The organism is Fervidibacillus halotolerans, assembly GCF_026547205.1.
In the GTDB taxonomy this organism is placed as follows: Bacteria; Bacillota; Bacilli; order Bacillales; family Caldibacillaceae; genus Fervidibacillus; species Fervidibacillus halotolerans.
Window position 1 is genome coordinate 2813590 of sequence record NZ_CP106877.1, and the last position, 22581, is coordinate 2836170.

20 protein-coding genes are annotated in these 22581 nt (G+C 36.3%); 13 read left to right on the plus strand and 7 right to left on the minus strand.

Annotation, left to right across the window (positions count from 1 at the left end; translation table 11 throughout):
- Nucleotides 1-549: 549 nt before the first annotated feature.
- Complete coding sequence (locus tag OE105_RS13315; RefSeq protein ID WP_420842544.1) at nucleotides 550-2037, plus strand: nicotinate phosphoribosyltransferase; 1488 nt, start codon at nucleotides 550-552, stop codon at nucleotides 2035-2037.
- Between the two features lie 108 nt (nucleotides 2038-2145).
- Here the strand turns inward: OE105_RS13315 and safA are convergent, their stop codons facing one another.
- Entirely contained in the window at nucleotides 2146-2754 is a 609-nt protein-coding gene (gene safA, locus OE105_RS13320; RefSeq protein WP_275420621.1) for a SafA/ExsA family spore coat assembly protein, read from the minus strand.
- A gap of 254 nt (nucleotides 2755-3008) precedes the next feature.
- Here safA and OE105_RS13325 point away from each other — a divergent pair, with 254 nt between their 5' ends.
- Together OE105_RS13325 and OE105_RS13330 are read left to right on the plus strand one after the other, a co-directional pair.
- Nucleotides 3009-3209 carry a hypothetical protein gene (locus OE105_RS13325; RefSeq protein WP_275420622.1) on the plus strand — a complete coding sequence of 67 codons (201 nt, stop codon included), beginning with the start codon at nucleotides 3009-3011 and terminating at the stop codon, nucleotides 3207-3209.
- Nucleotides 3210-3660: 451 nt separating this feature from the next.
- Nucleotides 3661-5016, plus strand: coding sequence for a sodium-dependent transporter (locus OE105_RS13330; protein ID WP_275420623.1), 1356 nt, complete (start codon nucleotides 3661-3663; stop codon nucleotides 5014-5016).
- A 116-nt stretch (nucleotides 5017-5132) separates the two neighbouring features.
- On the opposite strand, the gene megL is transcribed toward OE105_RS13330, so the two are convergent.
- The 5 genes from megL to qoxA all read right to left on the minus strand — a co-directional run bounded on the left by megL (nucleotide 5133) and on the right by qoxA (nucleotide 10849).
- Complete coding sequence (gene megL / locus OE105_RS13335) at nucleotides 5133-6326, minus strand: methionine gamma-lyase (RefSeq protein ID WP_420842606.1); 1194 nt, start codon at nucleotides 6324-6326, stop codon at nucleotides 5133-5135.
- A gap of 725 nt (nucleotides 6327-7051) precedes the next feature.
- Entirely contained in the window at nucleotides 7052-7354 is a 303-nt protein-coding gene (gene qoxD / locus OE105_RS13340) for a cytochrome aa3 quinol oxidase subunit IV (protein ID WP_275420624.1), read from the minus strand.
- A gap of 3 nt (nucleotides 7355-7357) precedes the next feature.
- Nucleotides 7358-7960 carry a cytochrome aa3 quinol oxidase subunit III gene (gene qoxC, locus OE105_RS13345; RefSeq protein ID WP_275420625.1) on the minus strand — a complete coding sequence of 201 codons (603 nt, stop codon included), beginning with the start codon at nucleotides 7958-7960 and terminating at the stop codon, nucleotides 7358-7360.
- Entirely contained in the window at nucleotides 7957-9912 is a 1956-nt protein-coding gene (gene qoxB, locus OE105_RS13350; protein WP_275420626.1) for a cytochrome aa3 quinol oxidase subunit I, read from the minus strand. The genes qoxC and qoxB overlap by 4 nt, the downstream gene beginning before the upstream one ends.
- Entirely contained in the window at nucleotides 9902-10849 is a 948-nt protein-coding gene (gene qoxA / locus OE105_RS13355; protein ID WP_275420627.1) for a cytochrome aa3 quinol oxidase subunit II, read from the minus strand. Before qoxA ends, qoxB begins: the two co-directional genes overlap by 11 nt.
- A gap of 561 nt (nucleotides 10850-11410) precedes the next feature.
- Here qoxA and OE105_RS13360 point away from each other — a divergent pair.
- The 10 genes from OE105_RS13360 (at nucleotide 11411) to OE105_RS13405 (ending at nucleotide 21693) form a co-directional block, all read left to right on the plus strand.
- On the plus strand, nucleotides 11411-11527 hold the full coding sequence (locus tag OE105_RS13360; protein ID WP_275422204.1) for a YpzG family protein: 117 nt from the start codon (nucleotides 11411-11413) through the stop codon (nucleotides 11525-11527).
- Nucleotides 11528-11843: 316 nt separating this feature from the next.
- Complete coding sequence (locus OE105_RS13365; RefSeq protein WP_275420628.1) at nucleotides 11844-12497, plus strand: BsuPI-related putative proteinase inhibitor; 654 nt, start codon at nucleotides 11844-11846, stop codon at nucleotides 12495-12497.
- A gap of 260 nt (nucleotides 12498-12757) precedes the next feature.
- Nucleotides 12758-13450, plus strand: a complete 693-nt coding sequence (locus tag OE105_RS13370) for a response regulator transcription factor (protein WP_275420629.1) — start codon at nucleotides 12758-12760, stop codon at nucleotides 13448-13450.
- Nucleotides 13451-14875 carry a sensor histidine kinase gene (locus OE105_RS13375; RefSeq protein ID WP_275420630.1) on the plus strand — a complete coding sequence of 475 codons (1425 nt, stop codon included), beginning with the start codon at nucleotides 13451-13453 and terminating at the stop codon, nucleotides 14873-14875.
- A gap of 410 nt (nucleotides 14876-15285) precedes the next feature.
- Nucleotides 15286-16989, plus strand: a complete 1704-nt coding sequence (locus OE105_RS13380; RefSeq protein WP_275420631.1) for a methyl-accepting chemotaxis protein — start codon at nucleotides 15286-15288, stop codon at nucleotides 16987-16989.
- 350 nt (nucleotides 16990-17339) lie between these two features.
- A complete protein-coding gene (locus OE105_RS13385; RefSeq protein WP_275420632.1) occupies nucleotides 17340-17882 on the plus strand; it encodes a helix-turn-helix domain-containing protein in 543 nt (180 codons plus the stop codon).
- Between the two features lie 31 nt (nucleotides 17883-17913).
- On the plus strand, nucleotides 17914-19026 hold the full coding sequence (locus OE105_RS13390) for an ABC transporter ATP-binding protein (RefSeq protein ID WP_275420633.1): 1113 nt from the start codon (nucleotides 17914-17916) through the stop codon (nucleotides 19024-19026).
- Nucleotides 18998-19819: an ABC transporter permease gene (locus tag OE105_RS13395; protein ID WP_420842545.1), complete on the plus strand. Its 822-nt coding sequence runs from the start codon at nucleotides 18998-19000 to the stop codon at nucleotides 19817-19819. The genes OE105_RS13390 and OE105_RS13395 overlap by 29 nt, the downstream gene beginning before the upstream one ends.
- Entirely contained in the window at nucleotides 19820-20623 is an 804-nt protein-coding gene (locus OE105_RS13400) for an ABC transporter permease (protein ID WP_275420634.1), read from the plus strand.
- On the plus strand, nucleotides 20620-21693 hold the full coding sequence (locus tag OE105_RS13405) for an ABC transporter substrate-binding protein (protein WP_275420635.1): 1074 nt from the start codon (nucleotides 20620-20622) through the stop codon (nucleotides 21691-21693). Before OE105_RS13400 ends, OE105_RS13405 begins: the two co-directional genes overlap by 4 nt.
- A 176-nt stretch (nucleotides 21694-21869) precedes the next feature.
- Here OE105_RS13405 and OE105_RS13410 read toward each other — a convergent pair whose 3' ends face one another.
- Nucleotides 21870-22502: a hypothetical protein gene (locus OE105_RS13410; protein WP_275420636.1), complete on the minus strand. Its 633-nt coding sequence runs from the start codon at nucleotides 22500-22502 to the stop codon at nucleotides 21870-21872.
- Nucleotides 22503-22581 lie beyond the last annotated feature (79 nt).

Sequence of the window (22581 nt, forward strand, 5' to 3'; positions counted from 1 at the left end):
TGAATGTGTGGGTGATCCCTGAAGAAAGATATAGCAAGGTGATAAATGAATTCTCCTTTCTTCCCAAATTAAGTAATGACTGGTTTAGAGATAAAAATGCTTTGGTTCATTTTCCTTTTTATATAGAGAAAGATGGTACGAATATCGATGAAATTGAGGTAGACAAATATTTCAAAGGGGAGGAAAGGTAACTTGGTTTTAACTGATAAAGAATTGCAAGTAGCGACGGAGATTGCTTATTTTGATTCACAAAAATGTTCGGTAAAAGTGTTACAGTGGTTCAAGCAATTACTTATTTTATAAGATAAATAAAAAATAATTAAACGATAAAGACATAGAGTGGATCCATAAAATAGTTGAAAAATTTCAAGAAATCGATAAGTAATGGAAACAACAAAAGTTTATGAATACTGTCCTTTCAGTTCATACTTATATGATTACATATTGTGCAACATAAATATACAGTCAAAATCACTAGTGAAAAATTCATATAGTGTTATAATAAAAAAAACAACTATTTCGACAACAATAAACAATGTTGTATATGTGATGGAGGTAACAAAGTTGAAAACGAAATATCCAGATGATACATGGGCTTTGCACACTGATTTATATCAAATCAATATGGCCGAAACATATTGGGAGGACGGAATTCATAATAAAAGGGCAGTTTTTGAGGTGTATTTTCGAAAATTACCATTTGGCCACGGGTATGCTGTTTTTGCCGGGTTAGAAAAGGTTGTGGATTATTTACAAAATTTTCATTTTAGTGATAGTGATATTGAATATTTAAGGGAAGAAGTCGGATTTCGGGATGACTTTCTTGACTATTTAAAAACAATCCGTTTTACTGGAACGTTACGTTCAGTCGTTGAAGGAGAAATTGTTTTTGGGAATGAACCGCTCCTTCGCATTGAAGCTCCCCTTGCAGAAGCCCAATTAGTTGAAACAGCTATTTTAAATATTGTTAATTATCAAACCTTGATTGCAACAAAGGCATCTCGAATTAAACAAGTTGTTGGCGATGAAGTGACGATGGAGTTCGGTACGAGACGAGCTCAGGAAATGGATGCTGCCATTTGGGGAGCAAGGGCTGCTTACATCGGAGGTTTCGAATCGACATCGAATGTACGGGCTGGTAAATTGTTTGGGATACCGGTAGCGGGAACTCATGCCCATTCAATGGTTCAAACGTATCATGATGAATATATAGCCTTTAAAAAGTATGCAAGAAGACATAAAGATTGCGTTTTTTTAGTTGACACATATGATACGTTAAAATCAGGCGTACCAAATGCAATCCGAGTGGCGAAAGAGTTAGGGGATGAAATTAATTTTATTGGAATTCGAATCGATAGTGGGGATATAGCGTATTTGTCAAAAAAGGCGAGAAAAATGCTCGATGAAGCTGGATTCCCAAATGCAAAGATTATTGCTTCTAATGATTTGGATGAACATACTATTATGAATTTAAAAGCACAGGGAGCTAAAGTTGATTCATGGGGGATTGGAACGAAATTAATTACTGGATATGATCAACCTGCACTTGGCGCAGTCTACAAACTTGTATCCATCGAGGAAGATGGAAAAATGATTGATACAATCAAAATTACCGGGAACCCAGAAAAGGTTACGACACCCGGATTAAAAAGAGTGTATCGGATTATAAATAAAAATACTGGGAAATCGGAAGGAGATTATATCGCATTGGAATGGGAAAATCCTTCCGAAGAAAAACGGTTAAAAATGTTCCATCCTGTTCATACGTTTATAAAAAAATATGTAAAGGATTTTGAGGCAATAGAATTACAACGGGATATTATTGTAAATGGAGAGCTCGTTTATGAACTCCCTGACATTAAAGCAATCCAAAATTACTCGAAAGAAAGTTTGACATTTTTTTGGGATGAATATAAACGGACATTAAACCCGACACCTTACCCCGTTGATTTGAGTCAAGCTTGTTGGGACAATAAAATGCAAAACATTGAAAAAGTCCGCCAAGAGGTTGCAAAGTTGAGTAATGAAAATTTTTAATTCTTCGTACAAACCAACAATTTGAACGTAAACAAAGACAAAAAATTAAATAATGAATGATAAAACACCTTTTCGCCTCATTTGGCAAAAGGTGTTTTTTTCAACTAATTATTTTCCTATAAACATTTGCGTCCAGTAATGTCTACCAGATCCACCACTTGCATACCCAACTCCGATTTCTGTGAATTGGGTACTTAAAATATTTGCCCTGTGACCAGAACTGTTCATCCATGCGTCAACCACAGCTTGAGGTGTTGCTTGCCCTTGTGCAATATTTTCCCCTGCAGTGCGATAACTAATGCCGAAATTTTTCATCATGGTAAATGGACTTCCGTATGTTGGTGATGTATGGGAGAAATAGTTCCGATCTCGCATGTCCGCACTTTTATATCTGGCAACTCGTGAAAGCTCCCAATTATGGGTTAAAGGCTTTAAACCGGCTTCCGCTCGTTTTTGATTAACAAGCTGTACCACTTGTGCCTCAAAACTTTTTTCAGATATTTCAGGAATTGTAATTTTTTGATTCGGGTAAATAAGACTAGGGACTTTAATATGAGGGTTTGCTGCAATTAATTCACTTAAACCAACTTGATAACGGACGGCAATTTTCCACATACTATCTCCAGGTTGAACCGTATAGGTCGTTGTTTGACTATATACAGCAGTAGGTAATAGAAAAACAAACAGAAAAATAAACGCAAGTGCGCGTCTTTTCATATATCCACCTCCTAATGTTACTTTATCCACTCAAATTTCACTTATTCGGTATCCTGTCGTAAGTTGGATGGGACAGGAGGTAAAATATGGATTATTTTCGATCCATTAAAAAAATTCAAAAAAATATTTGAAACCCCTTACATTTATAACAGAGCTCATGTATAATAAAATGTGAATATATTGTGAACGAAAAATGTATAAAATGTGAACAAAATAGAAAAAATGTGAACAAATTATGGATGGGGGATTTTCACATGGGTAAATTGTTAAGTTGGTTTTATTTTATCGTTGGTTTGCTTTGCACAGTTGGCATGTTCGCTTCCTTTTATTTGGGTCAATATGTTTTGTCTTCCTGGCTGTTTTTAGCAATATTTATTAATTTCCTGTTATTTCAAGCTATACGGAAAGAAGAGGAAATTAGGAGAAATAAGATGATGTCAGATCGAATTCATTAATTATTGTCTACAATGATTTTACAAATGTTAAACGGATTTACATCTTTCTAGCTAGTTTGAACTTCCCGTAACCGTCTTCCACATTTGTATCGACAGTTGTCATGGGGAAATTTGCTTCTTCTTTGATGAAAGTGGGAGCGATATAAAGAGTAAAAGGTATTCCACAGTACTTCTTTCAATTATCGAAAATCTTGTAATAATGCTGTTCAGAAAGTCGATTTCTGGACAGCGTTTTATTTTAATATAGAATGTAGAAAAAATACTGTTTGAATTTTTCGTTCTTTATGGTAGTATTTATTAAACCCATAGACAAGAATATCTATAGCAAAGACGATAGCTATGTGATGATTTTTGTGCGTTTAGTAACAAAATGGATGGGGAGGAATTGTTTATTTAAGAATCGTCAGTTCTAATGGTAAAGGGGATTTGACTTAGTAAAGGAGTTGACTTTGTGAAAGAAAAAGAGCAATGGTCATCGAGATTTGGCTTTATTTTAGCTGCTGCAGGTTCTGCCATAGGGCTTGGAGCAATTTGGAAGTTTCCGTATGTTGCTGGGATGAATGGCGGTGGAGCATTTCTTTTTGTATTTTTGTTTTTTACACTATTTTTAGGATTACCTCTACTTTTAGCTGAATTTGTTATCGGTCGAAACACACAGTCGGATGCAGTTTCTGCTTACAAAATGATTGCACCCGGTACAAAATGGCATTTTCTCGGATATTTAGGTATGGCGACAAGCTTTTTATTATTATCTTTTTATAGCGTAATTGGTGGCTGGATAATTTATTATTTGTTCAAAACATTGACTGGATCATTATCTGGATTGACACCAGATCAATATAGCGCCGTTTTTGAGGGGGCTATTTCAAATCCGGGCATATCGATTACTGTCCATTTTCTCTTCATGTTATTGACTATAATCGTTGTGGCAAATGGCGTTCAAAAGGGGATTGAACGGGCGAGCCGAGTAATGATGCCGGTATTATTTTTATTATTTATTGTTCTTATCATTCGCTCTTTAACTTTGCCGAATGTGATACAAGGGCTCACATTTTTGTTCGAACCGGATTTTTCCAAATTAACATCCGGTGCAATTTTGGCTGCATTAGGGCAATCTTTTTTCACATTAAGTATTGGTGTTTCTGTGATGGTAACGTATAGTTCTTATGTACCGAAGGAGGAAAGTTTACCGAAAGCGGCTCTCTCCATTGTTTTTTTAAATATTTTCGTGGTGATTTTGGCCGGACTCGCAATTTTTCCTGCAGTCTTTTCCTTCGGGTTACAGCCCAATGCAGGGCCAGTATTATTGTTCCAAGTGTTGCCAAACGTGTTTAATCATATGCCCTTTGGAATGTTGTTTTTCCTTGCTTTTATCCTTTTATTTTTATTTGCATCTTTAACTTCTGCTTTTTCCATGCTAGAGTTACAAGTTGCAATACTTGCCAAAGGTGATGAGCATTTAAGAAAGAAATGGGCGTGGATCATCGGGTTATCGATTTTTCTTTTAGGTATCCCTTCTGCTCTTTCTTTCGGACCATTGAGTGATATACATATTTTTGGAAAAACTTTCTTCGATGTGGCAGACTATTTAGTGAGCAATGTACTGATGCCTTTAGGTGCGTTTTTTATTTCCATCTTTGTTCCGTTAAAAATGAAAAAGTCTGTGCTCTTTTCAGAATTGGATTCAGGAAATACAATCCCTTTGTTTTTATTCAATGTTTGGTTTTACATTTTACGATACGTTGCACCGGTGGCGATTCTTCTCGTGTTATTTGATGTACTCGGTATATGGGATAAAATTTTATAAGGAATAAATGAAGCCGCCTCAAACTTAATTTTGTTGAGGCGGTTATTTCTTCTTTATATTTTAGGAAGTTTTGTATGTCAATCATCAGTTGATTTAAATTCGTTATCTCCTTTTATTTAGCCTGTGACAATTTCTTTTTTAATTGAAGAAAATGCCTGTTTTAAATCATCAATTAAGTCATCTGGGTTTTCCAATCCAACAGATAAACGGAGCATATTTTCTGTAATACCCATGTTTAGTCGAGCATCTAGTGGAACAACTGCATGGGTCATCGTTGCTGGATGTTGAATCAGCGTCTCCGCATCACCTAGGCTAACGGCAATTTTAATTAATTTTAATTGGTTCATAAAGGCCTGAGCCTCATTTTTGCCACCACGGATTGTAAAGGATAGTATTCCCCCGGGTGCTTTCATCTGCTTTTGCATAATGGGATATTGACTTGATTCCTCGTCTCCTGGATAATAGATTTTTTCAACGAGGGGATGTTTTTTTAAGTAGCTGGCAATTTTTTTTGCATTTTCCACATGTCTTTCCATCCGTACGTGTAAAGTTTTTAACCCACGTAACAATAACCATGCATCGAAAGGAGACATAATTCCTCCGATATCCTTCCGTGTAGTGGAACGAATCATCTCCAATTCTTCTTTATTTTTACCAATTAGCACCCCTCCGATAACATCGCCATGCCCACTAATATATTTTGTTGCACTGTGAACTACGTAATCGGCGCCAATTTCTAAAGGATTTTGTAAGTATGGTGAAGAAAAAGTGTTATCCACTACAACCGGAATGCCGTGACGTTTAGCAACGGAGGTAACAAGTTCTAAATCGATCATCTCCATCGTTGGGTTAATCGGTGTTTCCACATAGATACAAGCCGTATTTTCTCTAATGGAACTTTCAATTTCTTCAGCTGATTGGAGGGGACTAAATGTATGTTCGATATGATATTTTTCCTCAAGCATTTCCAAAAGAGCAAATGTACAGCCATATATGCCTCGGGAACTTAAAATATGGTCGCCTGTTTTTGTTAAATGAAATAACACGGCTGATACGGCAGCCATTCCAGATCCGAAGGCAAGGGCACCTTCTCCCTTTTCCAATATGGCCATTCGTTCTTCCAAAATACGAACGGTTGGATTGGCGAGACGGGAATAGATGTTTCCATCTTCTTCCCCTGAAAAGCGCCTTTCCCCTTGTTCTGCACTTTCAAAAGTGAATGTGGAACTGTGATATAACGGTGGTGATAAACTATCCCGATTTTCTCTCGAATCATACCCCGAATGGATTAATAACGTATCTACATGCATATCTTTTGTCAAAATCCCATCTCCCTTCTAATCAATCATAACTGAAAGCGATTACAATATTAGTATATAAAAAATGTTTCCAATATTTCCAGTAGTAAGATTTGATTAGTGGAAAAATCATACATAAGATGGTTTTTGGAGTTGGAATAAGGGATGGGAGGCAGTAAAAAGAAACGATTTTTATAAAAAAAGAAGGGGTTGTCCAGAAAGCCAAAATCTTTTGGAAACGAAAAACTACAAATGACAAATTCACATTCTTTGTTTCTACCTCTGGATTTAAAGAATACGATGCGTTCTTAGAATTTAATCCTTCTTTAATCCAATTACGTACTTGGCTTTTATCAGTAGTGTTGAATTTAGCATAAGTACCACCACCGTTTTTAATTTTACCAAAATTGTAATTTAAATGCGATGTTTAAAATTTTATGTACTAAATCTAAATAAGAGGAAATACTATTTTTTCAAGCAATTTGGAAAGGATTTAATACATTGGTATTTTCAATATTCAAGTTACCAGCCGCAGATTTTCCTTACGGGGGCCCGACAAAGTACATGTTGAGTTTGGGATTGTGGCATTAGACCACAACATACTGAAAGTAGCGGGCATCCAGAAGCTACTTTCAGATAAAAATCGAAAAAATATAAAAGCAAGTGGAGAAAAACAATTCGTTTCTCTCCACTTGCTTCATTTTATGGACTTATCTTACAGCCGCCTTTTTTTACTGTTAATGGATTGAGTGACCAGCTGTCATAACCCAAATGGAACCAACGATGATGACAATCCCCATTCCTATGGCATAAATGGTATGGATGACCTTTGAGTCACGGTCATTCCCTTCTGTCATATGCATAAACATGAATAGTTGAAGAGCAGCTTGAAAAACAGCCATTAAACCAATCAAAGTAAATTTTGTACTTGTAGCAAATGATGTTTTAAAAACGACTAGTAAAGCAAAGATCGTTAACGCAACTGCTACTAAAAATCCGATAACATGACCGTAGGGGAATCCTTTTTCTTGTTTTTCCATAGTTTATAACACCCCCGCCAAATAAACGAATGTAAAAATGAAAATCCAAATGACATCGAGGAAATGCCAGTATAACGCCCAAATATGCACTTTCCCTGCGGTTACTGGTGTAATTTTTCGTTTAGCCAATTGAATCATTAATAGGATGGCCCAGCCGATGCCTAATGTAACGTGGGCACCGTGGGTTCCAAGTAAGACGAATAGGCTAGAAAGAAACGCGCTTGTTTGCATTGTTGCGCCCATTTCCACATAGTGGATAAATTCATTGATTTCCATATAAAGGAATCCTGCACCTAAAAGAAGGGTGATAACTGTCCAAAGGATTAGTCCCTTTAAATGGTTCCGTCTCATTTCATAAATGACTAGACCTGCTGTGAAACTACTCGTTAACAATAACAATGTTTGCACGATGACGTCTTTAATGACAAATATATCTGCTCCTGTTGGTCCTCCTGCAGTACGAGGTTTCAACACTCCATAAACGGCAAACAAAGTTGCAAATAAAATGATTTCTGCACCGATAAATATCCAAAATCCGAGAATGTTTAATCGACTTTGTTCTGACTGATATTCCATCGGTAAAGACGAGTTCGTATTCATATTCATTTAATCTCACCTCGCCATTTTTCAGTTTCGATGATTTCTTCTACAGGTACATAATACCCTGAATCATAATCAAAGGATCGGAAGGCTAATCCAGCAAGAACAGATAAACCGAAAATAACTGATAGGATATGCCATTCGAAGACGAGCACAAATCCGAATACGAAGAAGGCTGCCCCCATATATACAGGTATCCATGATTTGGCCGGCATATGGATGGGTTTTATATCGCTTTTACGCAATTCCAAGCCTTTCTTTTCTTTTTTCATATACCAAAAAGCGTCAATCGACTTAACTTCTGGTAACGTAGCAAAATTGTAATGTGGTGCAGGTGAACCGATCGACCATTCGAGCGTACGACCGCTTCCCCAAGGATCGTTTCCAACATTTCGTTCCGCATGTCGGAAGCTCCAGTAAATGTTATATACTAATGCAGCGAAACCTGCTGCTAAAAAGATTGAACCGATGGCAGATATTAAGAATAATGTCGAAAATCCGGATTCTGCCGAATACGTATAAGCTCTTCTGACAGCACCATTTAATCCAAGGAAGAACATTGGGAAAAATGTGACGTTAAAACCGATATTAAACAACCAGAAATGCCACTTTCCAATTTTTTCACTTAATTTGTAACCGAACATTTTCGGCCACCAATAATATAGACCTGCGAATACAGCATATACGGTTCCAGGAATTAATGTGTAATGGAAATGGGCAACTAAAAACAACGTGTTGTGATATTGGAAGTCTGCTGCCGCCATTGCTAGCATAACCCCTGTTACTCCACCGATTAGGAAAGTCGGGATAAAAGCAAGAGACCAAAGCATCGGTGTCGTAAATTCGATTTTCCCTTTTCTCATTGTAAAGAGCCAGTTAAACATCTTAATTCCAGTTGGGATCGCAATCAACATCGTAGTAATTGAGAAAACTGAGTTGACTGTAGGTCCAACGCCCATCGTATAGAAGTGGTGCACCCATACGAGCATACTTAAAACAGAGATAATAACAATGGCCAAAACCATCGAAAAATAACCGTATAGACGCTTTTTTGCAAAAGTTGCGATTACGTCAGAGAAAATTCCGAAAGCTGGTAAAATAACAATGTATACTTCCGGATGCCCCCATAACCAGAATAGGTTTGCCCAAAGCATGTCAAGACCGCCTGCTTCAACTGTAAAGAAATGTGTACCGTAAAGTCGGTCCATCATACCTATTAGTAAAGCTATTGTAAAAATTGGGAATGCGATAATAATAATCAACGAAGTAATAAGAGCCGTCCAAGTAAACATCGGCATTTTCATTAATGACATGCCTTTCGTACGCATTTTTAAAATCGTAACGACAAAGTTTATTCCTGAAGCTAACGTACCGATTCCGGCAATCTGGATTGCAATCATGTAGTAATTGTTTCCAATCCCTGGACTAAATTCTTTCCCTGCCAGCGGAAAATAGGATGTCCAACCTGCATCAGGTGAACCACCGACGACAAAGGAAAGGTTGAATAACATTGCTCCGCTGAAAAAAAGCCAAAAGCTTAAAGCGTTTAATTGTGGATAGGCGACATCCCGCGCACCAATTTGTAGTGGCATGGCAATGTTAATAATTCCCATTAACATTGGCATAGCCATAAAAATAATCATGATAACCCCATGGGTTGTAAATACTTCGTTATAATGTTGTGCATCTAAAAACGTGTTTTCCGGAACGGCCGTTTGGGCTTTCATCATTAACCCATCAACTCCGCCTCGGAAGAACATTAAGACGCCGGAAAGGATATACATAATACCAATTTTTTTATGATCGACCGTCGTTAACCATTCATCCCAAAGCCATTTCCATTTTTTAAAGTATGTTAATGCCGCGATAATTCCGACCGTTGTAAGGACGATGGCAATTTGAGAAGCAACTAATAAGGGGTCTCCACCAACCAAAATTTTATCCCATTTAATGTCCATGATTATGGTCACCTCCAGTTTCATCTACAGCATTGTCCGTATTGTTTTGTTTATAGAAAATCTTTCCAGGATATCCGTGTTCATGGTATAAATCTGGATACAAATATTCTTTTGCATGATGGTCCGCATGATTGATCCATTCTAAATGGGTGTTAGAAAAGGTTAAACGGCCTAAATGAGACGGTTTCAGGATTTCAGTATATTCTTCCTCCGTCAGTTTCGGAGCCTTTTCCTGTACTTCTTGCACCCATTCATCAAAATCTACCGGGGATTGAACTAATACTTCAAATTCCATATCCCTAAATCCTTCTCCGTTGAAATTCGTATTTCTACCAAAATAGGAACCTTCATGTTCAGCTACAATTGGGAGTTCCACTTCCATTTTGGCCATCGTATATTTTTGACCGGATAAGGAAGGAATCCAAAAGGACTGCATTGTTCCTGCGGATGTAAGTTTAAATACAACCGGTCGTTTTACGGGGATGTTGACATAGTTAATGGTTTCAATATTTTGTTCAGGATAACTAAAAATCCATTTCCAGTCTGCCGAAGTAACATGGATAATAAGCGGATCTTGATCCTCGTAACCTTCAGGAATCTCTTCAAGATCGTATAAAGTGCGTACCGTTGGAATGATTAAAAGGATAACGATAATAATAGGGATAGTAGTCCAAGTAATTTCCACCCATTTATTACCATGTTCTTCCGGATCATATTCAGAATTTGCACCAGCCCGGTATTTCCAAACGAAGTAAACAAACATGGCGATAACAACGAATACGATCAATCCAATCCAAATTAAAGACCAATTAATCAAATCGGTAATTTTTTGAGCTTGTGGTCCTTGTGGTTGGAAAACAACCAAATTTGTTTCACAACCGCTTAACAAAAGCAAAAGAAATAAGGCGATTGTGGAACCGAAAAGACGTTTTCTCATCTTGTTTTTTCCTCCTTTGTGTACGAATTAAAGATAAAAGTAAGGTTAAGTTAAGATTTGTGACGAAGCGGGCGTCACAAAAAAGACAAATTTCATTCATAAAAAAGACAAAATAATAAAATCTGTTCACAATTTAGACAAAAATTATTCTTGTAAAATTTTGTCACCCCGTGGAACCCGCATAAAACAAATTTTACACCATGTACATAGTGTAAACGATGAACCAATAATTGTGCTTAAAACATTGTTACAATTTGGTTAAACATTAAAATTGTAAGCCCTTTAAAAAAGATTAACATCAAACTAATGGTGAATATATTAAAAGTACAGTGCTATTTTACGATAATATAAATTACTTTTCAAAGAAAATGAATCGACTCATTTCAATTTTTTAAAAAATTTACGCTTAAATAAATCGTATGGAAAAATAGCTACATAAAGTTTGAATATACTCTTCATAATCGTACATACTAAAAACGATATTCGATAAGAATATCAATAAAAATCCTGCCAGAGGTGACCCTATTGTTTATGTTTCCACAAGCGGATCCAACGGCGAAAATGTTTAAACAAACTTGGATGCGTCCAAAGAAAGGAAAATCGCAAATCAATGGTCATACAAATATGACGCAAAGTGATTTCATTTTAAGAAGCAATGCAAAAGCCCATCGATGGTAGGATTTCTCTTCAGGGAGCAAGATTAGGCTTGCTCCCTGAAAAACTTATAAAACGATGTAAATCTCCAAATATGTATAAATATGTTATTACTAAAAATACATACCACACATATGTCATTTCACAAATATACGTAGTGACTAATTTTATTTTGATGAAATAAAATTGATAAAAGTAATTTTATAAACTTTTCAATTTATTCATTGAAGCTAGGTTTTTAATTAGGGGAAAACTTTAAATACAAAAAATTCGTTAAATTGGGCAATTTTCATTGAAACTACTCGACTTTATTTCCGTCTAATTGTAGAGGTGGATGTGGGTGAGAAAAAATGGTAAAAAAGAAAAAGCGTTTGTACTAATGTCCCTTATCGCTATCCTCATGTTCATTGGAAGTAAGAACTTCATACCAGACTTGGTTGGAGCTTTCGCTTTAAAAAAAGGCGAAATCATGGAAGGGAATGAAGATGATATGGATAAACATTTGTTAAAAAGAAGAGTCGATGAGTTAAAGTTTCAAAGGAAAGGTGTAAACCAAGGGGAAGATGGAGAAAGTGAGCGACTTATACCCAACTTGTCCGTTCGCGTAGAAGATGGAAAAATGTTGATTGATTTCACGTTAGAAAATGTGTCAGATCAAACGATAGTATTATCTTTTTCCTCTGGACAAAAATACGATTTTTGGATTTACAATGATCAAAATAATCTGTTGTACCAATGGTCTGAAGGAAAGATGTTTACGATGGCCTTGGAAACCATCCCATTACAACCGAATGAAAGGTTGGTATTTAACGAATCGTGGGATTTTATTGGGCGGAATGGAAAGAAAGTCAATGAAAAGGGTGTTTTTCAAATCGTTTTTCAAATAACAGGCACAATTGAGGGCGAAGGTAAGATTAATGTAAATCGTGAGGACTTGAAGGATTCCATTTCAATCGATACGAGAGAAAATACGAATGATGAAAAAAATCACTAGAGCTATCGCAAAATGGATAGCTCTAAATTTATGTGAAAAAGAGGAGGAGAAGATCTTACATAATTAATGTAATGAAAGATTATGAAAAAACTATGACCAAAGGATGACCTGTCTATTAAATCTTTTTTATGGAGGGAAAGGGGGTTGAATATTCCTTACATTCGATTTACCTTTGTATTGAGATAAGGAAATGATTTTTAGTAAAAGGACCAGAAATTCTGAATGCTGTTAATATTTTCGTATAACGGGGAGATGTGACCGTGAAAGTACTAGTAATAGAAGATAATGAAAGTGTTTGCTCCATGATTGAAATGTTCTTTAATAAAGAGGGAATTGAAGGCGAATTTGTTCACGATGGTTTGAAAGGATATGAACGATATAAAGAAGAAAGCTGGGATTTATTAATCTTGGATTGGATGTTGCCGGGTATGGACGGTATAACGATATGCCGAAAGATTCGTGAGTCAGGGGAAAATGTACCGATTATAATGCTCACAGCAAAAGACCAAGAATCAGATCAAGTTTTAGGTTTGGAAATGGGTGCTGATGATTACGTTACGAAACCCTTTAGCCCGTTAACTTTGATGGCTCGAATCAAAGCGGTGATGAGGCGAGCAAAAAATATTGACGGGGTAAAAAACGAAAATGAAACCATCCATACGAAACATTTTAAAATTAGTAAACAAACCCGAGAAGTGTACGTTAACGGGGAACGAATTTCGAATTTGACACCGAAAGAATTCGATCTTTTATATTTTTTCCTCCAACATCCGAAACAAGTTTTTTCTCGGGAACAATTGTTAGATCAAGTCTGGGGATATGAATTTTATGGCGACGAACGGACGGTAGACGTTCATATTAAACGGTTACGAAAGAAACTTGGATCAGATGTTCAGCCTTTTTTCCAAACGGTATGGGGCGTTGGTTACAAATTCGATGAGACGGTGGATTAAATGAAATTCAAATATTTATATCAACAAATGTTAAGTCACATCGGTATTATTTTACTAAGCTTTACGATGTTAACGATCGTAGTTTCCCAATATATGGTATCTCTCGTTTTCCAAAATAAAGAGGAAGAACTAATCCAATATGGGGACAGCTTGCTTTCTGAACTTGATTACTCCTTGTTTATCGATATTGTCGATACCAAAACATTAAATCGGTACGAACAAGTACTAAAATCACGAAATATTTTTTTTCATTTATTTGATGCGGAAGGTAAAGTATTATACCCCTTATCCAATCGACACATTCAGATTCAATTTTCCGATGAAGAATGGGAACGTCTAATCAATGGAGAAAAAGTAGTCGTTCATATCGATTTAAAGCGGTTCGATCAAGCAGCTACGATCGTTATCTTACCTAATCAAAAGGATGGGATTTTTCTCGGGGGATTGTTAATGGCATCGCCGGTAAGCGGAGCAAGGGACATGATTAGCCAATTTAATCAATATTTAATTTATACGACAGTCATTGTTTCCATTATTGCTCTGTTTTTAAGTTGGATACTTTCAAAAATTCATGTTCGCCGTATTAAACAATTGCAAAATGCTACTTCTGCAGTCACCTCAGGAAATTACGATATTCATGTTCCAGTCAGTAATTATGATGAAATCGGGGAATTGGCTAGCGATTTTAATAAAATGGTTAATCGATTAAAGGAATCACAAGAAGAAATCGAAAGTTTGGAAAATCGTCGGAGACAGTTTATTGCCGATGTATCCCATGAATTAAAAACCCCCCTTACGACGATCAGTGGTGTGGTTGAGGGATTGCGGAATGGAATGATCCCAGAAAAGGAAAAAGAACGGGGAATGGAACTTGTAAGTAAAGAAACGAAACGATTGATACGACTTGTGAAGGAAAATCTAGATTATGAAAAAATTCGTTCGAATCAAGTGAAATTGACAATGGAAGAAATTCCACTGAACGAAGTATTTGAAATTATTAAGGAGCAGTTATTTTTACAAGCTAAAGAGAAAAAAAATAAACTGAGTATCGAAATAGAAGGGAACCCGATCGTCTATGCCGATTATGACCGGTTGATTCAAATTTTATTAAATATTTCAAAAAATAGCATTCAATTTACTGAAAATGGGAAAATCATTTTACGCGGGCGACAAACGGACAATCAAACGATAATCGAAATCGAAGATACGGGTGTTGGAATTGATCCGAATGATATCGAAAATATTTGGCATCGTTTTTATAAAGCAGATGTATCGCGGAAAAATAATCCCTTTGGTGAATTTGGTCTCGGTCTTTCCATCGTGAAAAAATTAGTTCTCCTTCACGGTGGCCAAATTCATGTGTCGAGTGAAAAGGGGAGGGGGACGGTGTTTACCATCCAACTCCCAACGAAATCTTCCCAATGATTCCTTTCGTTAAAAAACCGGCAACTTACATTTGCCGGTTTTTTGAATTTTTAAGTAATCTAATTGCTTTATCGAGAGCCGACCATTGAATGAACAAAATTGAACACATATAATAAAAAGGAACAAGAAAAAATTCCTTTATTATCCTCGCTAAAATAATTGATAAATCTCGTTTCAATGCAATCCCTTGTAAAAAAATATTATAATTTCATAAAACAATCCATTTCTTTTTGCCCGAAAAACGGTTATTTCCATTGAACTTTTACTAAATAAAAAAGTTGCCGATACATTGGGTAAAGGACGAATGAGAAAGAGAATGTTTTCTCAAGTTTTGTGTTCAGAAATGGTTGGATTGTTCAACTATGTATACATATCGGTTAAGAGGAGAATATGAATTTGGGGGTTTGAAAATGTATAAATTTTTTCGACGGTTGAAAATTAGTGGGAAATTTCGGTTCGCATTAATCGGCACAATTATTATGTTTATCGTTGCCTTTTTTTTCGTTGGACAGGAGTTTTTAAAGATCCGAGAGAATGTTCAAACCATTGAAAAACAAGAAGAAATCAACAAACTCGTTTCCGAGATGACCGATGTATTTAATACGAAGGATATACGAGTTGCGGATTTCGTGATTACAAAATGGGTCGCATTTTATGGAGAAATAGGCGATTTAAGCGAACAATTTGATGGGTTAGTTGAACAATTGAAACCGCTTTTAGTAGACGAAGAACAGAAAAACCAATTGGATTTGGTTTTGGAAGAATATCATACCCATCACCAAATCTTTTACGATATCATTTATCCTTCAATTCAAAAGGGAGATGAGGAAACCGCATTACAGGCAAGGCAAGAAGCAAGGGACAGTCGATTGCAAACAGTAGAATTATTGAACGGATTAAAAGAGATGACGAATGAAAGCAATAAGATAGCTACAGAGAATACGAAAGAGGCTTTAGAAAGAAGTATTACTGTATTAATTGGATCAACCGTATTAGCAACGATTATTGGAATGCTTATTCTCCGCTTTATAGCACGAATCGTTCGAAACGATTTGAACGAGGTGATCTCCGTTGCAGAAAAAATATCTGAAGGGGATCTTCTCGTTCGGGATTTGGACGACACTTCCAATACGGAAATTGGTAAATTAGGCCAGTCAATCAATCAAATGAAAAGCCGATTGAATGAAATGATCACGCATATTTCTGACGTTTCCAATGGACTTTTGGAAAGGAGCGAGAAATTGTCCGGACATACGGAGGAAATCCAACAAGGAAGTAGACAAATCGCCTCGACGATGGAACAGTTGGCAAAGGGTTCTGAGGAACAAGCATCATCGGCAAGTAATGTATATGAGCAAATGGGTAATTTCCTACAAATGATTTCAAATGTTGTCTTTCAGTCGGAAGATACGAAAAAGTTATCGAAAAATATGGTTCATATAACACAAGAAGGAAATGAACATATGAATCAAACAACGAAACAGATGACACAGATTAATGAAAAGATTAACGAATCGTTAGATCTGGTTAAAGGCTTGGACGAAAAGATTCAAAATATAAATCAATTAATCGTTGTCATAAAAGAAATTGCCGATCAAACGAATTTACTTGCCCTTAACGCTTCCATTGAGGCGGCAAGAGCTGGTGAACATGGAAGGGGATTTACCGTCGTAGCAGAGGAAGTACGAAAACTCGCTGAGCAAGTGAATCATTCTGCAATGAATATTAATCAGATTTTAAATGATGTGAAAGAAGAGTCGAATAAAGTATTGAATTCATTAGAGGAAGGATATCAATTGGTTGAAGTCGGTACCGAACAAATTCATACAACTGGAAACACTTTTGATGAAATGCATCAAATTATTGAACAAGTTGGAAACCATATCGAGAAAATGGGACAAACATTATATGATGTCATTGATCAGTCGCAACCGATTAGCGGTTCGATTGAAACGATTGCTTCCGTTTCACAACAATCCGCTGCTGGGGTAGAAGAAACGACAGCGACCGTCCATCAATCGGCTCGTGCGATGGATCAAATTCGAAACAGTGCAGTTGAGTTGGAAGAAGAGGCGAAAAAATTAAAAGAAGTCATTTCCAAATTTAAAATTTAACATCCTATTTAAGATTATTCCTACTTTCTAGTAAAGATGTTATTGGTCCGAATCGATGAATAGCTCCGTTAATGGGGCTTTTTTTATGTAAAAAGAAACAAGGATCAGACAAACGAATGAGCAGAATAAGAAAATATTTGTGTAAAGGGAAGGTTCAAAGCTCGTAATACATAGGAAAGATGAAAAGATGAATTTTTTATCAAAAAGTATGAAAAAACATCTTGCATTCTTCGTGAAAAAAAGTATAATTAAAAATTGTATTAACGTAAAAGTAAACTTGAAGTTTATAATTACTAAACTTCTTTTATTGAAAGTTTATTATTAGTAAACGAAAATGGGGTATCGATTTTATGCGAATCGGAAAAAAAATTAAAAATTTACGTTTAAAAAAGGGGCTAACTCAGGAAGAGCTCGGGGAACGAACGGATTTGAGTAAAGGCTATATTTCCCAAATTGAACGGGATCTAAGTTCCCCTTCCATCGAAACGTTTTTTTCCATTTTGGAAGTTCTCGGCTGTACGCCACAGGAATTTTTTGATGAGAAGGAAAGTGAACAAAAAGTCATATATGGTCAAGAGGATCAAACAGAGTATATCGATGAGGAGATGGGGTATAAAATTCAATGGCTCGTACCCGAATCGAATGAAAATGATATGGAGCCGATCATTCTTACTTTACAAAAAGGTGGAAAATTTAAAAAGTTTGAACCTTCCTTATCGGAAACCTTCGCTTATGTGTCAAAGGGAAGGGTGATGGTTCGCCTTGGAAGAAAAACATATGTTGCAAAAGAAGGGGAATCGATTTATTTCCATGCTTCTGATGAACATCAAATTATAAACGATTATGATGGTGTTTCAGAATTATTGTTAGTAGCGACTGAGTCCTACTTATAAAAAAGACTTATTCAAAGGGGGAATAGAACCGATGAGCAATCAGGCGATTATACGCTTTGAAAAGGTAACGAAACAGTACGATGAAGATCCACCGGTATTGAATGATGTTAGTTTTGAAATGGAGCGGGGGAGATTTTATACGTTACTTGGCCCTTCTGGATGTGGAAAAACGACGATATTACGGTTAATCGCCGGACTAATTGAGCCGACAAGTGGGAAAATATACATTGATGGGAAACTGGTAAATGACGTACCCGCCAATAAAAGGCAAGTCAATACCGTTTTTCAAGATTACGCTCTTTTTCCCCATTTGAACGTCTTTGAAAATGTCGCATTCGGGCTGAGGATTAAAAAACTGAAAAAGGAAGAGATTAAACAAAAGGTTCGAGAGGCACTCCGTTTTGTTAATTTGGAAGGATATGAAAACCGGGAAATTAAAGAAATGTCTGGGGGCCAGCGTCAACGGGTAGCGATAGCTCGGGCAATCGTAAATGAACCAGAAGTGCTTTTACTCGATGAGCCGCTGTCTGCATTGGATTTAAAATTGCGAACAGAAATGCAATATGAACTTCGAGAACTGCAACAGCGACTCGGTATTACTTTTGTTTTTGTTACCCATGATCAAGAAGAAGCCTTGGCAATGAGCGATGAAATTTTCGTTTTAAATAATGGTGTTATTCAACAAAGGGGGACTCCGACGGATATTTACGACGAACCAATAAATCGTTTTGTAGCTAATTTTATTGGAGAATCCAATATATTGAAGGGAAGAATGATTCAAGATTATTTGGTTGAATTTGCCGGAAAACAATTTACTTGTGTGGATGGTGGCTTCAATCCGAATGAAACGGTAGAAATTGTTATCCGTCCAGAGGATTTAGAAATTACTCCTCCAGAAAAGGGTAAAATTCAAGTGAAGGTGGACTCCCAGTTATTTCGAGGTGTTCATTACGAAATTTGTTGTTATGATCAGCAAGGAACGGAGTGGATTATCCACACGACGAAGAAAGTGAATGTCGGGGATGATATTGGTTTGTACTTTGAGCCAGAAGCAATTCATGTGATGAGAATCGGTGAAACTGAAGAAGAATTCGATGCAAGATTGGAAGCTTATCATGAACAAGGTGTTGCCAATGAAGGTTAGAGGTCGAAATATCTTTTTGATTCCCTATATGTTATGGATTATTATTTTCGTTATTTCGCCGATTCTATTAGTTGTTTATTATTCATTTTTAGATTTAGATGGAAATTTTACTTTGTCTAATTATCAAACGTTTTTTACTCCCGTTTATTTGAAAATGACGCTCAATTCCTTTTGGTACGCCTTTTTAATCACTGCTTTTTCCCTGTTAATTGCATATCCGACCGCCTATCTATTAACGAAGACGAAGTACAAACAGCTTTGGTTATTGTTGATTATTTTACCATCGTGGATTAATTTGCTCCTAAAAGCCTATGCTTTTCTTGGAATCTTTGGAACGTATGGCTTTGCTAATGCGATGTTAGAAGTGTTCGGTATTGGGAAAAAGCAAATTTTATTTACCGATTTTAGTTTTATTTTTGTATCCGTCTATATTTTTATCCCATTTATGATTTTACCGATCTTTAATGCGATTGATAAATTAAATCCGTCACTGATCGATGCTTCCCGTGATTTAGGTAGTTCTGCTTGGATGACATTTCGCCGAGTCGTCTTTCCATTGACGATCGACGGTGTGAAATCTGGTTGTCAAGTTGTGTTTATCCCGGCATTAAGTTTATTTATGTTAACCCGCTTAATCGCAGGAAATCGGGTTATTACATTAGGGACGGCAGTGGAACAACATTTCCTCGTGACGCAAAACTGGGGTATGGGTGCCACAATTGCTGTATTCCTCATCATTATTATGGTACTCATTATGTTTCTCACCGGAAATCGAAAACGGGGGGTGCTGTAGATGAAAAAGATGAAACTATCGACAATTTATTTGTTTATCGTATTTGTCATATTGTACGCCCCGATTTTTTATTTAATGTTTTTTTCCTTTAACAGCGGTGGTAAGATGTATCATTTTGAACAATTTACATTGGACTGGTATAGGGAACTATTTCACGATACACGATTACTAATTATCGTCCTGAATACAGTAATCATCGCTCTGTTGTCTTCGGTTATTTCCACTATTTTAGGAGTGTTTGGTGCGATTGCTATTTGGTATGTTCGGAAAAACTATCAAAAAAGTTTATTACTATCATTTAATAATGTATTGATTGTAAGTCCGGATGTAATTATCGGTGCTTCGTTTTTAATTATGTTTACGGTGGTTGGGATCAAACTCGGTTTTACTTCCGTATTGCTGTCCCATATTGCATTTTCCGTACCGATTGTAGTCATAATGGTCTTACCGAAATTGCAAGAAATGAGTTCATCCTTGATCGATGCTGCCCAAGATTTAGGTGCAGGAAGACGGGAAATATTAACGAAAGTAATCTTACCATATATTACTCCAGGGATTTTCGCCGGCTTTTTCATGGCTTTAACTTATTCATTGGATGATTTTGCAGTAACCTTTTTTGTTACTGGGAATGGTTTTTCAACCCTTTCGGTGGAAATCTATTCCTTGGCGAGACGGGGTATTTCTTTAAACATTAACGCCCTATCAACCTTGTTATTCCTGTTTACCATTATCCTTGTGATCGGCTATTATTTTATCGTTACGAAACGTAATGGTCGTGCCGTTGGATTGGGGGCGAGAAAATGAGAAAATTGGTTAATGCTTTTCTCGCTATTTTCGTTATTTCCTTCCTACTTATTTTGTTAGTCAATTATTTAAATAAATCGGAAGGATATAGTGGGGGAAACACGATCACCGTATATAATTGGGGTGATTATATCGATCCGGAATTATTGGATCGTTTTGAAGAAGAAACCGGCATGAAAGTCATTTATGAAACCTTTGATTCCAATGAAGCGATGATGACGAAAATCCAACAAGGTGGAACCTTTTATGATGTGGCAGTTCCTTCTGAATACGCCATTGAAAAAATGAAAGAGGAAGGTCAACTGTTGAAGGTAGACCACTCCAAAATTCCAAATTTAAAAAATATCGACGAACGGTTTTTAGATTTGCCCTTTGATCCTGGCAATGAATATTCGGTTCCATATTTTTGGGGGACAGTAGGTATCGTTTATAACCCTAAATTATTAGATGGAATGGAATTTCATAGTTGGAACGATCTTTGGAATGAAGAACTGAAAAATGAGATTTTACTTGTTGATGGTGCTCGGGAAGTTATTGGATTTGGGCTAAATAGTTTACATTATTCCTTAAATGAAACGGATAATGACAAACTCCAAGAAGCGAAGGAAAAATTGGTCGCCTTACAACCGAATATTAAGGCAATTGTCGGCGACGAAATAAAAATGCTGATGGTCAATGAAGAAGCAAGTGTAGGCGTCGTTTGGTCTGGAGATGCTGCAGATATGATGTGGGAAAACGAGAATTTGGATTATGTTGTCCCTGAAGAAGGGTCTAATCTTTGGTTTGACAATATGGTCATTCCGAAAACGGCGAAAAATGTGGAGGGAGCCCATAAGTTTATTAATTTTATGCTCGATGCGGAAGTGGCTGCACAAAATACAGATTATGTCGGCTATTCCACGCCAAACAGAGAAGCGATGAAACTATTACCAGAGGAAACCATTTCCGATGAACGATTTTATCCATCGCCGGAATTGACGGAACGGCTGGAAGTATACGAAAATCTCGGCAAAAAAATGCTTGCATATTATAATGACTTGTATCTTGAATTTAAAATGCACAGAAAATAAAGAAATGTGTAAATGGTCCATGTTTCAAAAAAATCTTGTGTAAAAAACACTTAGGGGCTTTAGCTACCTAAGTGTTTTTTTAGATGAAATTGTTGATCATAAATGAACCTTTTATTCAGAAATGAATGTAATAAAAGAAATTCGAATAATAGTTTCATATATTCATCGTTCAAATGTCATTCATTTAAAAGTAATAACTTTTTTAATAAATTTGCAGCGTACATTATAATTGGGTTGTCTTCTTCCGCTTCATGAAGTCGCTTTCGATTCAAATGTGGATAATCATACAATCTTCCTTCATACATGATTTCAAAGGCATGATGAAGAAGAAAATCATTTGGCGTGATTAAACCAGTGGGCCTTTCCCATAAATGGATTCGACTTCGTTTAAACACCTCCGCAACAAATTGAGAGCAAAAATAGGAATTTTTTTTGCTGATTGGATAATGGAACAAAACACCCAATAACCCGATTAAATTATAGGAAAACTGATCTTTATTTTGTTTAAAATAATCGATAATCTGACGAATCCGTTCATATTCCATTTCAGATACTTCAATCTTTAAAATTAGGCATCTCGTGTTTTGAAAATATCGATAGGTTCCACTATAGACATCTTCTTTTACAAATCCTGCAATTAATGGATTACGTGGTTGCTTACGTCCAAAACTATATATTTCTTCTAACTGCTCGTCAAAGGCGATGGAAGCATGATTGTACGGTGCTTGAGTAAACCATTTGATCACACGGTTTAAAAAGGTACCTGTATCGGTAAGTAAAATATAGATGGTTTTTCCCTTTTTCTTCATGACTCATTCTCCCAACCCGTTTTCCCAATTTAAAATCCGCTCCGTTACGTATTCGTTATATTGGTACGTTTAAAGAAAG

Excerpts from the sequence above, each read along its gene's own strand:
- qoxA (WP_275420627.1), bottom strand. The coding sequence starts at position 10,849 with ATGAGAAAACGTCTTTTCGGTTCCACAATCGCCTTATTTCTTTTGCTT.
- qoxD (WP_275420624.1), bottom strand. The coding sequence starts at position 7,354 with ATGGAAAAACAAGAAAAAGGATTCCCCTACGGTCATGTTATCGGATTT.
- OE105_RS13385 (WP_275420632.1), top strand. The coding sequence starts at position 17,340 with ATGCGAATCGGAAAAAAAATTAAAAATTTACGTTTAAAAAAGGGGCTA.
- OE105_RS13405 (WP_275420635.1), top strand. The coding sequence starts at position 20,620 with ATGAGAAAATTGGTTAATGCTTTTCTCGCTATTTTCGTTATTTCCTTC.
- OE105_RS13380 (WP_275420631.1), top strand. The coding sequence starts at position 15,286 with ATGTATAAATTTTTTCGACGGTTGAAAATTAGTGGGAAATTTCGGTTC.
- OE105_RS13400 (WP_275420634.1), top strand. The coding sequence starts at position 19,820 with ATGAAAAAGATGAAACTATCGACAATTTATTTGTTTATCGTATTTGTC.
- OE105_RS13390 (WP_275420633.1), top strand. The coding sequence starts at position 17,914 with ATGAGCAATCAGGCGATTATACGCTTTGAAAAGGTAACGAAACAGTAC.
- OE105_RS13375 (WP_275420630.1), top strand. The coding sequence starts at position 13,451 with ATGAAATTCAAATATTTATATCAACAAATGTTAAGTCACATCGGTATT.
- OE105_RS13410 (WP_275420636.1), bottom strand. The coding sequence starts at position 22,502 with ATGAAGAAAAAGGGAAAAACCATCTATATTTTACTTACCGATACAGGT.
- OE105_RS13315 (WP_420842544.1), top strand. The coding sequence starts at position 550 with ATGGAGGTAACAAAGTTGAAAACGAAATATCCAGATGATACATGGGCT.
- qoxC (WP_275420625.1), bottom strand. The coding sequence starts at position 7,960 with ATGAATATGAATACGAACTCGTCTTTACCGATGGAATATCAGTCAGAA.
- megL (WP_420842606.1), bottom strand. The coding sequence starts at position 6,326 with ATGCATGTAGATACGTTATTAATCCATTCGGGGTATGATTCGAGAGAA.
- OE105_RS13325 (WP_275420622.1), top strand. The coding sequence starts at position 3,009 with ATGGGTAAATTGTTAAGTTGGTTTTATTTTATCGTTGGTTTGCTTTGC.
- qoxB (WP_275420626.1), bottom strand. The coding sequence starts at position 9,912 with ATGGACATTAAATGGGATAAAATTTTGGTTGGTGGAGACCCCTTATTA.
- OE105_RS13360 (WP_275422204.1), top strand. The coding sequence starts at position 11,411 with ATGTTTAAACAAACTTGGATGCGTCCAAAGAAAGGAAAATCGCAAATC.
- OE105_RS13395 (WP_420842545.1), top strand. The coding sequence starts at position 18,998 with ATGAACAAGGTGTTGCCAATGAAGGTTAGAGGTCGAAATATCTTTTTG.
- safA (WP_275420621.1), bottom strand. The coding sequence starts at position 2,754 with ATGAAAAGACGCGCACTTGCGTTTATTTTTCTGTTTGTTTTTCTATTA.